The organism is Loktanella fryxellensis, from assembly GCF_900110065.1.
GTDB classification, from domain to species: Bacteria; Pseudomonadota; Alphaproteobacteria; order Rhodobacterales; family Rhodobacteraceae; genus Loktanella; species Loktanella fryxellensis.
The window spans coordinates 25,992-36,185 of record NZ_FOCI01000026.1; the positions used below are offsets into that span (position 1 = coordinate 25,992).

Here is a 10,194-nt window from a genome sequence, read left to right on the forward strand (position 1 = left end):
GATGGCCCAGACACGGCTGAAGATCCAGAACATCAAGGGCTTGCATGCCCGCGCCTCGGCCCGGCTGGTCGAGGTGGTGGAGGCGCACGACGCAAGCGCCATGATCAGCAAGGACGGGATGAGCGCGGGTGGCGACAGCATCATGGGTTTGTTGATGCTGGCCGCCACCACCGGCACGTGGATCGAGGTGGAGACGCGCGGTCCGCAGGCGGAGGCGCTGAAGGATGCGATCACCGCACTGGTGGACGACAAGTTCGGCGAAGGTGACTGACGACGGGCAGGGTGCGCCGTCCGAAGGCGGTAGGCGCCTCGCCGGCCGGCGGATCAACTATGCCACCTCCTTCGACGACCCGTGGCGGCAGGCCTTCGTTCGCAGCGTCGAATGGCTGACCGGCAAGGTTACCGTCCTGCGGATGGTCCGCGCCTATGAACGCGCCGGCCCCGCGCGGGGGCAGGCGTTCTGGGGTGCGGCACTGGCCGCGCAGGGAATCAGGGTCACGACGCCGAACGCGCAGATCGTACGAATTCCCGCCAGCGGCCCTGTCGTACTGGTTGCCAACCATCCGCACGGCCTTGTCGACGGCATGGTGCTGGCCGACCTGATCGGGCGTCGGCGCAGCGACTACAAGATCCTCAGCCGGGCGCTGCTTACCGATCTGGACCCGGAGGCGTCGCGCTTTCTGATCCCGGTGCCGTTTCCCCATCATGCCGATGCGCAGGCCCGGATGATCAAGATGCGCCGGGCGGCGATGGCGCATCTGGAACAGGGCGGCCTGCTGGCGCTGTTTCCGGCGGGCGTCGTGGCGACCGCCCCGCGCATGTTCGGCCCCGTGATCGAGGCGGAGTGGCATGTCTTCACCGCCAAGCTGATCCGTCTGTCTGGGGCGTCGGTCGTTCCCTGCTACTTTCACGGCGCAAACTCACGCGGCTATCAGATCGCGAACAGTTTCTCCGCGCTTTTGCGGCAAAGCCTTTTGCTGCACGAGGTGGCGCGGACGCGGAACACCGATTTCGCCCCGGTCGTCGGCGAACCGGTCTGCGCGGCGGACATTGCCGCGCGGATGCACGATCCGCGCGCAGCCATGGCGTGGCTGCGCGCGCTGACGCTGGGTCTGGGTCAGCGGGTCGGGACCGGCACGTCGCCGCGATAGTCGTAGAAGCCGCGCTGTGATTTGCGGCCCAGCCAGCCGGCCTCGACATACTTCGTCAGCAACGGGCAGGGGCGGTATTTCGTGTCGGCCAGCCCGTCGTGCAACACGTTCATGATGGCCAGACAGGTGTCCAACCCGATGAAGTCCGCCAATTCCAGCGGCCCCATCGGATGGTTCGCTCCCAGCTTCAGCGAGGTGTCGATGGACTGCACCGATCCCACCCCCTCGTACAGCGTGTAGATCGCCTCGTTGATCATCGGCATCAGGATGCGGTTCACGATGAAGGCCGGAAAATCCTCTGATGCGGTCGAGGTCTTGCCCAGACGGGCCACGACGCCCTCGCAGGTCTTGAACGTCGACTCGTCGGTGGCGATACCGCGGATCAGTTCGACCAGTTGCATGATCGGCACGGGGTTCATGAAATGGAACCCCATGAACCGTTCCGGCCGATCCGTGCGCGAGGCGAGCCGCGTGATCGAGATGGAGGACGTGTTGGACGTCAGGATCGTGTCCGGTTTCAGGTGCGGAATCAGATCCTCGAAGATCGCCTGCTTGATCGTCTCACGCTCGGTCGCGGCCTCGATGATCAGGTCGGTCTGGCCGAGGTCTGTCAGGGTCGCTGTGGTGACGATCCGCTGCATGGCGGCGGCTTTCGTGCCGGCGTCGATCAGGTCGCGCGTGACCTGACGTGTCAGGTTGCGGTCGATCAGCGCGACGGCGCGGTCCAGTGCATCCTGCCTGACATCGGTCAGCAGCACGTCGTAACCCGCCACCGCAAAGACATGGGCGATGCCGTTGCCCATCTGACCGGCCCCCACGATGCCGACCCGTTCGATTGCCATGGCGCTGATCCCTTGCTGACGTGGGCGCAGCATAGGCCCGGTAAGGCGACCGGGACAAGCGGCGGCCATGCTTAAAATCAGGCTCAAAGGCGGGGTTTAGCGAATTCGCAATTCTCTTGCGCGACTCTCGGCTGGATGACGATGGACGGAAAAGCGAGAATGCCGATGATGCACGACGAACTGGACGAAAGCGGCCTGCACTACGCACCCTGTCGCTATGGACTGTCGCGCGTGTTCTTTCGCGGGCCGAAACGGCGGTTGGACAAACCCTACGTCGCCTTCATCGGTGGCACCGATACGTTCGGCAAGTTCATCGACCGTCCTCTGCCGGCGCTGGTGGAACGCGAGATCGGGCAGACCTGTGTCAATCTGGGGTGCGTCAACGGTGGCGTGGATGCTTTCGTCAACGATCCCACCATCATGAAGACATGCCACGAATCGACCCTGACGGTCGTGCAGGTCATGGGGGCGAATTACCTGTCGAACCGGTTCTATGCTGTGCATCCGCGGCGCAACGACCGGTTCCTGCGCGCCTCGACGGTGATGCAGGCGATCTATTCCGACGTGGATTTCGCGGACTTCACGTTCACGCGCCACATGCTGGGGGTCCTGCATGCCCGGTCGCCGGAACGGTTCGACATCGTCGTGTCCGAACTGCGTCAGGCATGGGTTGCCCGGATGCGCAACATGCTGGGTCAGATCGGGCCGCGGTCGGTGCTGCTGTGGTTTTCCCGCGAAGGGTTGAGCGACGATCCATGGGATGCGCGGTCCGCGGGTCTGGCAGCCGATCCGCTGTTCGTCACCGCCAGCATGGTCGACCAGTTGCGACCGCTGGTCATGGATGTGATCGTGTGTCAGCCATCGGCCTTTGCCGTGGCGTCCGGCACCAAGGGGATGGTGTTTTCACCGGTGCAGGCCAAGGCCGCGTCGGAAATCATGGGCCCTGCCTGCCATCAGGAGGCGGCTGCGCGGCTTGCGCCCGTTCTGATGTCACTCCTGCGCAAGGCCGCATGACACAACGCAAAGGGGCGGCCCGTCGTGGTGGGCCGCCCCTTTGCCGCGATGCCGGCCTTACAGCTTGGCGGTCAGGTCGGGCACGATCTGGAACAGATCGCCCACAAGGCCGTAGTCGGCCACCTGAAAGATCGGCGCCTCTTCGTCCTTGTTGATCGCGACGATGATCTTGCTGTCCTTCATGCCCGCAAGGTGCTGGATCGCACCCGAAATGCCGACTGCGATATACAGATCCGGTGCCACGACCTTGCCGGTCTGACCGACCTGCCAGTCGTTCGGGGCATAGCCCGAATCGACCGCAGCACGGGACGCGCCGACGGCGGCGCCCAGCTTGTCGGCCAGTGTCTCGATCATGGCGAAGTCCGCCTCTGACCCGATGCCACGACCGCCGGACACGACGATCCCGGCGCTGGTCAGGTCGGGCCGGTCGGACGCCGCGACCTGATCCTGCACCCAGTCGGACAGGCCGGTGGTTGCGGCGGTGCCGACTTGTTCAACAGGGGCGGTGTTGCCGGTGCCTGCGGCGTCGAAGCCTGCGGTGCGGATCGTCAGCACCTTGATGTCGTCGCCGGATTTCACCGTCTGGATTGCGTTACCCGCATAGATCGGGCGTTCGAACGTGTCCGCATCGACCACACCGATCACTTCGGAGATCATCATCACGTCCAGCAGCGCCGCCACGCGGGGCAGCACGTTCTTGGCATCCGACGTGCCCGGGGCCACGATGTGGGTGTAATCCGCGGACAGGCTCACGATCAGGTCGGACACGGGTTCGGCCAGTGTGTGGCAAAAGCCGTGATCGCCTGCGAACAGCACCTTGGCGACACCGGTCAGCGTCGCGGCCTCAGCCGCTGCGGCGTCGCCGCCCTGACCCGCGACCAGCACATGCACGTCGCCAAGGGATGCGACCGCGCTCAGCGTCTTGGCCACCGCATCGGTCGCCAGTTGCCCCTCGGTCACGTCTGCAATCAGTAGAACAGCCATTACACAGCCCCCGCTTCTTTCAGTTTCGACACCAGTTCATCGACCGATCCGACCTTGATCCCGGCCTTGCGGACGGGCGGCTCTGCGGTCTTGAGGATCGTCAGGCGCGGGGTGACGTCGATGCCGTAATCGGCGGGCGTCTTTTCATCCAGCGGTTTCTTCTTGGCCTTCATGATGTTGGGCAGCGACGCATAGCGCGGCTCGTTCAGGCGCAGATCGACGGTGACGACCGTCGGCAGCTTGACCTTGATCGTCTGCAACCCGCCGTCCACTTCGCGCGTCACGGTGGCATGATCGCCGTCGATGCCGACTTCGGACGCGAACGTGGCCTGCGACCAGCCCATCAGGGCGGCCAGCATCTGGCCCGTGGCGTTCATGTCGTTGTCGATCGCCTGCTTGCCGCAGATCACCAGACCCGGCTGTTCCGCGTCCACGATCGCCTTGAGGATCTTGGCCACGCTCAGCGGTTCGATGTCGGTGTGCACATCGTCGGAGGCCACAACGAGGATCGCGCGGTCCGCCCCCATCGCCAGTGCGGTGCGCAGGGTTTCCTGCGCCTGCTTCACGCCGATGGATACGGCGATGACCTCTTCGACCTTGCCCGCTTCGCGCAGGCGGATCGCCTCTTCGACGGCGATTTCGTCGAACGGGTTCATCGACATCTTGACGTTGGCCAGATCGACACCGGATCCGTCCGCCTTGACGCGGACCTTCACGTTGTAATCGATCACACGCTTGACCGGGACCAGCACCTTCATCACGCATCACTCCCATGCATTATGGCAAACCTTGCCATTCGAGATAGCAAGGCCGCCCGAAAGGCAACAGGACAAATTGGTTGGACGCTGCGTCGGAACCGCCAGATCGGCGCGTCAGCGGTTCGCTCTTACGGGTGCCGGGCCGTCCGCTGGACGCCCCGCCGCTTTCAGCGGTTCGCCCCCGGAACCCACAGCACGTCGGCACGACCGTCGTCATTGGCGATGCGGCTGGCCTGAAAGAACCAGTCGGACAGGCGGTTGACGTATTTCAGCGCCGCGGGGTTCACGTCCTCATGCGCGGCCAGCGCCACGCACAGCCGTTCGGCCCGCCGCGACACGGTGCGGCACAGGTGCAGATGCGCCGACAAAGCCGATCCGCCCGGCAGGACGAAGCTGCGCAAAGGCTCGACTGCCTGCGTCATCACGTCGATCTCCGACTCCAGTCGGTCGACCTGCGTGTCGGTCATGCGCAGCGGGGTGTATCCCGCGTCCGCATCGCTCGCCATGTCGGGGCGGCACAGGTCGGCGCCCAGATCGAACAGGTCGTTCTGGATCATCGCCAGCTGCGCGTCGATGGCGCCGGTTGCGTGCAGCCGGGCCAGACCGACGGTCGCATTGACCTCGTCCACCGTGCCGTAGGCGTTCACGCGGTCGTCGAATTTCGGCACGCGGGTGCCGTTGCCGAGGGCGGTCTGCCCTGCATCACCGCTGCGGGTATAGATCTTGTTCAGCACGACCATGTCTCAAAGCCCCCGGATATAGACGAACAGCAGGATCATCGCGACGGCCGCGGCCTGCAGACCGATGCGCCAGCGCATGATCTTGTTGGCGTTCTTGCGGTTGAACTCGCCGCCCTTGCCAAAGGTGCCGATGCCCAGGAGCAGCACCGCAAGCACCGCCAGACAGGACAGTGCGACAAGGAGGAAAAGGGGATCGTCGGCCATCATACGCTCCGCAGGTTGATGGCCCGACATATCAGAGGAGGGGGCGAACGCCAGCCCCGCGCCACCCCTGCGTCAGTTGCGCGCGATCAGCGCATCCTGCGCCCATGTGGGCAGCAACCGGCGCATGGCCGCAGCAATGTAGGTCGGCGTGGTGATGTAGTAGCGCGCCTTGGGGCGCGGGTGTTCCAGCGCATGCCGCAGCTTGGCCGTCACGGCGCTGGCGGGCAGCTGAAACTTGTCGTCGCCGCCGTGATACAGCCGGTCGGTCAGTGCGACATATTGCGCCGCCCGGGCCGAGGCGGCGGGGTCGATCCACCGTTCGAAATGGGGAATCGCATTCTCTCGGATGCGGGACGCGATGGGGCCGGGTTCCAGCAGGATCACCTTGATGGCTGTGTCGCGCATCTCCAGCCGCAGCACGTCGGTCAGCCCCTCCAGCGCGAATTTCGTGGCGACATAGGCACCGCGCCAGCGGTAGCCGACCAGCCCCAGCACGGACGAACAGTTCACGATGCGGCCATGTCCCTGCGCGCGCATGACGGGGATCACCTGCCGCGTCAGGTCGTGCACGCCGAACAGATTGGTCTGAAAGATCGCCTCGAGTGCTGCGCGCGGCAGATCCTCGACCGCGCCGGGGCAGGCGAAGGCACCATTGTTGTAAAGCGCATCGAGTGTGCCGCCCGTGGCGGCCAGCACATGTGCGAGGCCTGCGGTGATGCTGTCGGGATCGGCATAGTCGATCAACGGGCTGTCGAAGCCAGCCGCGATCAGGCGGTCGGAGTCCGCCTGCCGGCGGCAGGACGCGAACACGCGCCAGCCCGCGTCGCGCAGGCCGTGGGCGGCATCAAGGCCTATGCCGGACGAGCAGCCGGTGATGAGGACGGTCTTCATGCCGCGTCAGTGCCGCAGGGCGCGCTGGGGCGCAAGGGTCACGGCGTCAGCAGGCGTTCCGCGATCCAGCCGGTCTGGCCGGTGGCCGGGATCTGGACCTGCACCCAACCGCTGTCGTCGCTGGCGATGATCTCGGCCTGCGTGCCCTGCGGCAGCGTGTCGATGACGGCGAACGACGTATCCGGCCCCTCGCGCATGTTCACGGCACGGCCCGCGACCGCGCGCAGCGCAGACAGGCTGGCCGTCGCAGGTGCACCCGGGGCGGGTGCCGCGAGAGAGGTGAAGGCAGGTGCGATACCTGCCACGCCATCGATTGTGCCGTCAAAAACGGGCGCTGTGTCGAGGGCCACCGCCTCGGCCGTGACCGTCTCGGGGGCAGGTGCTTCGACAGCGATGGCCGGGGCCGCATCTGCCACGACCGGCTCCGGCGTCGCGGGGGCATCCACGGGCGCCGGTGTCGCATTCACGACCGGCGGTGCCTCTGGCTCTGCCACGGCCTGCCGCACCTCCGGCTCGAACGCGGCGCCGCCCGACAGGACGTAGAATGTCGCGCCCAGAATAGCGAAGGTGCCGATGATGAACTTGAGCAACGAGAGCCTCTGGCGCTGAGCGGTGACGTGACAGTCCTGCACCATACCGCGATTCGCGACCCGCCGCCCGCGAAATCTGCCATGGCCGGGCGGCACCCCGCGCCGCTTTACGTCGCAGCGACGCTTCGCTAAGGCTGCGGCCATGACCGACGAGATCACCGACATTCCCAATCCGAACGATGTGACGGAAACGCTGCGCCACGCCATCGGCGAGCGTTACCTGACCTATGCGCTGTCCACGATCATGAACCGCGCGTTGCCCGACGCCCGCGACGGTCTGAAACCCGTGCACCGCCGAATCCTGTATGCGATGCGGGAGTTGCGGCTGGCGTCCAACGGCGGATTCCGCAAGTCGGCCAAGATCAGCGGCGACGTGATGGGCAACTATCACCCGCACGGCGATTCCGCGATCTACGACGCGATGGCGCGGCTGGCGCAGGATTTCAACGTCCGCTATCCGCTGGTGGACGGGCAGGGGAACTTCGGCAACATCGACGGCGACAACCCCGCCGCCGCCCGCTACACCGAAGCCCGCATGACCGCCGCCGCCGAGGCGCTGATGGAAGGGCTGGCCGAGGACGCGGTCGATTTCCGCCCCAACTACGACGGCACGCTGGAGGAACCCGTGGTGTTCCCCGCGGCGTTCCCGAACCTGCTGGCCAACGGCAGCAGCGGGATCGCGGTCGGCATGGCGACCAACATCCCGCCGCACAACATGCACGAGCTGATCGACGCCTGCCTGCATCTGATCAAGTCCCCCGGCGCCGCCGACGACACCCTGATGCAGTTCATCCCCGGCCCCGATTTTCCCACCGGCGGCGTGATCGTCGAAAAGCCTGACGCCATCGCCGAGGCGTATCGCACCGGGCGCGGCAGCATCCGCCTGCGCGCGCGCTACGAGGTCGAGGATCTGGGGCGCGGACTGTGGCAGGTCGTCGTGACAGAGATCCCGTTCCAGGTGCCGAAATCACGCCTGATCGAAAAGCTGGCCGAGATCGTGCAGACCAAGAAGGTGCCGCTGCTGGCCGACGTGCGCGACGAATCCGCCGATGACGTGCGCATCGTGCTGGAACCGCGCGCGCGGACCGTGGACCCGGACGTGATGATGGGGATGCTGTTCCGCAATTCGGATCTGGAAATCCGGTTCGGCCTGAACCTGAACGTGCTGATCGACGGGCTGGTGCCCAAGGTCTGCAGCGTCAAGGAGGTGCTGCGCGCCTTCCTCGACCACCGCCGCGACGTGCTGCAGCGCCGCTCGCGCTTCCGGCTGGCCAAGATCGACCACCGCCTCGAGGTCCTGAGCGGCTTCATCATCGCGTACCTGAACCTCGACCGGGTGATCGACATCATCCGCTACGACGACGACCCCAAGCGGGCGCTGATGGCCGAGGACTGGGGCAAGCCCCACGTCCGTGCGGCGTCGGAGGCTGATTACGTACCGCCCGTGCCCGCCGCCGACGAGACGGATGCGGGCCTCACAGAGGTGCAGGTCGAAGCGATTCTCAACATGCGCCTGCGCAGCTTGCGGCGGCTGGAGGAGATGGAGCTGATCGCCGAGCGTGATGCGCTGATGCTGGAACGCGCGGGCCTCGACGATCTGCTGGCCGACGACGGCAGCCAGTGGAAGCGCATCGCGGAACAGCTGCGCGAGACGCGCAAGCAGTTCGGCAAGGACAGCCCCGGTGGCGCGCGCCGCACGACATTCGCCGAAGCGGGCGAGGTGGCCGACGTGCCGCTGGAGGCGATGATCGCGCGCGAGCCGATCACGGTCGTCTGTTCGCAGATGGGCTGGATCAGGGCGATGACCGGGCATGTGCCGCTGGACCGCGACCTGAAGTTCAAGGACGGCGACGCGCCCCGCTTCGCGTTCCACGCGGAGACGACCGACAAGCTGCTGGTCTTCGGGTCGAACGGGCGATTCTACACGCTGCAGGCCAGCACGCTGCCCGGCGGGCGCGGCATGGGCGAACCCCTGCGCCTGATGATCGACCTGCCGAACGAGGCGCAGATCGTCGACATCCTGATCCACCGCCCCGGCGGTCGCCTGCTGGTCGCCAGCAGCGACGGCGACGGGTTCGTGGTCCCCGAGGACGAGGCGATCGCCCAGACCCGCGCGGGCCGTCAGGTGCTGAACGTCAAGGACTGCGTGGCACAGGTCGTGCGTCGCGTCACCGGCGATCATGTGGCCGTGGTCAGCGAAAACGGGCGTTTTCTGGTGTTCGCGCTGGATGAATTGCCGGAAATGGGCCGCGGCAAGGGCGTGCGGTTGCAGAAATACCGCAAGGTGCTGGGCGGGCAGGGGATGCTGGAACTGGACGGCGGTCTGGGCGACGTCACGACATTCGCGTGGGCGCAGGGCCTGTCGTGGACGATGGGCGGCGGCAAGACGCGGACGGAGCCGGACCTGACTGAATGGAAGGCCGCGCGCGGCGGCGTGGGCAAACGGGCGCCGCACGGTTTTCCGAAAACCAACCGCTTCGACTGAAGCGGCGGCCCCAACTCTGCGGTTGATTTCCCCCCCATAAGCCCATACATCGCCCGCGATACGCGCTCGGGGCCGCACGGCCCTGCATTCACAAGGGGGCCATCATGGCTAAGGCAAAGTTCGAACGCAACAAACCGCACGTGAACATCGGGACCATCGGTCACGTGGACCACGGCAAGACGACGCTGACGGCGGCGATCACCAAGTACTTCGGTGAATTCCGCGCCTACGACCAGATCGACGGCGCCCCCGAAGAGAAGGCCCGCGGCATCACGATATCGACCGCGCACGTCGAGTACGAGTCCGAGGCCCGTCACTACGCCCACGTCGACTGCCCCGGCCACGCCGACTACGTCAAGAACATGATCACCGGTGCCGCCCAGATGGACGGCGCGATCCTGGTCGTGAACGCCGCCGACGGCCCGATGCCGCAGACGCGCGAGCACATCCTGCTGGGCCGCCAGGTGGGCATCCCCTACATGGTCGTCTACATGAACAAGGTCGATCAGGTCGACGACGAGGAACTGCTCGAGCT

The 10,194-nt window shown here is 66.0% G+C and carries 12 protein-coding genes; 5 read left to right on the forward strand and 7 right to left on the reverse strand.

Annotated features, from left to right (window positions below; genetic code table 11):
• Position 1 precedes the first annotated feature (1 nt).
• Both BMX16_RS14905 and BMX16_RS14910 read left to right on the forward strand, forming a co-directional pair.
• The gene (locus BMX16_RS14905; protein ID WP_089905232.1) at positions 2-271 is read left to right on the forward strand and encodes an HPr family phosphocarrier protein; all 270 of its coding nucleotides are present in this window, start codon (positions 2-4) and stop codon (positions 269-271) included.
• Positions 264-1,151, forward strand: a complete 888-nt coding sequence (locus BMX16_RS14910; protein ID WP_089905234.1) for a lysophospholipid acyltransferase family protein — start codon at positions 264-266, stop codon at positions 1,149-1,151. Before BMX16_RS14905 ends, BMX16_RS14910 begins: the two co-directional genes overlap by 8 nt.
• On the opposite strand, the gene BMX16_RS14915 is transcribed toward BMX16_RS14910, so the two are convergent.
• Complete coding sequence (locus tag BMX16_RS14915) at positions 1,118-1,993, reverse strand: 3-hydroxybutyryl-CoA dehydrogenase (protein ID WP_089905252.1); 876 nt, start codon at positions 1,991-1,993, stop codon at positions 1,118-1,120. The genes BMX16_RS14910 and BMX16_RS14915 overlap by 34 nt on opposite strands.
• Positions 1,994-2,152: 159 nt before the next feature.
• Here BMX16_RS14915 and BMX16_RS14920 point away from each other — a divergent pair, with 159 nt between their 5' ends.
• Positions 2,153-3,007, forward strand: a complete 855-nt coding sequence (locus BMX16_RS14920) for a DUF6473 family protein (RefSeq protein ID WP_342707830.1) — start codon at positions 2,153-2,155, stop codon at positions 3,005-3,007.
• 57 nt (positions 3,008-3,064) lie between these two features.
• On the opposite strand, the gene BMX16_RS14925 is transcribed toward BMX16_RS14920, so the two are convergent.
• The 6 genes from BMX16_RS14925 to BMX16_RS14950 form a co-directional block, all read right to left on the reverse strand.
• On the reverse strand, positions 3,065-3,991 hold the full coding sequence (locus BMX16_RS14925) for an electron transfer flavoprotein subunit alpha/FixB family protein (protein WP_089905236.1): 927 nt from the start codon (positions 3,989-3,991) through the stop codon (positions 3,065-3,067).
• Positions 3,991-4,749 carry an electron transfer flavoprotein subunit beta/FixA family protein gene (locus BMX16_RS14930; RefSeq protein ID WP_089905238.1) on the reverse strand — a complete coding sequence of 253 codons (759 nt, stop codon included), beginning with the start codon at positions 4,747-4,749 and terminating at the stop codon, positions 3,991-3,993. The genes BMX16_RS14925 and BMX16_RS14930 overlap by 1 nt, the downstream gene beginning before the upstream one ends.
• Positions 4,750-4,916: 167 nt before the next feature.
• Positions 4,917-5,489 carry a cob(I)yrinic acid a,c-diamide adenosyltransferase gene (locus tag BMX16_RS14935; protein WP_089905240.1) on the reverse strand — a complete coding sequence of 191 codons (573 nt, stop codon included), beginning with the start codon at positions 5,487-5,489 and terminating at the stop codon, positions 4,917-4,919.
• Positions 5,490-5,492: 3 nt separating this feature from the next.
• Positions 5,493-5,693, reverse strand: a complete 201-nt coding sequence (locus tag BMX16_RS14940) for a twin transmembrane helix small protein (RefSeq protein WP_089905256.1) — start codon at positions 5,691-5,693, stop codon at positions 5,493-5,495.
• A 72-nt stretch (positions 5,694-5,765) separates the two neighbouring features.
• On the reverse strand, positions 5,766-6,584 hold the full coding sequence (locus BMX16_RS14945) for an SDR family NAD(P)-dependent oxidoreductase (protein WP_089905242.1): 819 nt from the start codon (positions 6,582-6,584) through the stop codon (positions 5,766-5,768).
• A 38-nt stretch (positions 6,585-6,622) separates the two neighbouring features.
• The gene (locus BMX16_RS14950; RefSeq protein ID WP_177174688.1) at positions 6,623-7,174 is read right to left on the reverse strand and encodes an SH3 domain-containing protein; all 552 of its coding nucleotides are present in this window, start codon (positions 7,172-7,174) and stop codon (positions 6,623-6,625) included.
• Between the two features lie 142 nt (positions 7,175-7,316).
• Between BMX16_RS14950 and BMX16_RS14955 the strand changes: the two genes are divergently transcribed.
• Together BMX16_RS14955 and BMX16_RS14960 are read left to right on the forward strand one after the other, a co-directional pair.
• Positions 7,317-9,659 carry a DNA topoisomerase IV subunit A gene (locus BMX16_RS14955; RefSeq protein WP_089905244.1) on the forward strand — a complete coding sequence of 781 codons (2,343 nt, stop codon included), beginning with the start codon at positions 7,317-7,319 and terminating at the stop codon, positions 9,657-9,659.
• A 104-nt stretch (positions 9,660-9,763) separates the two neighbouring features.
• The coding region (locus BMX16_RS14960) for a GTP-binding protein (RefSeq protein ID WP_143058052.1) at positions 9,764-10,194 on the forward strand (431 nt) is incomplete at its 3' end.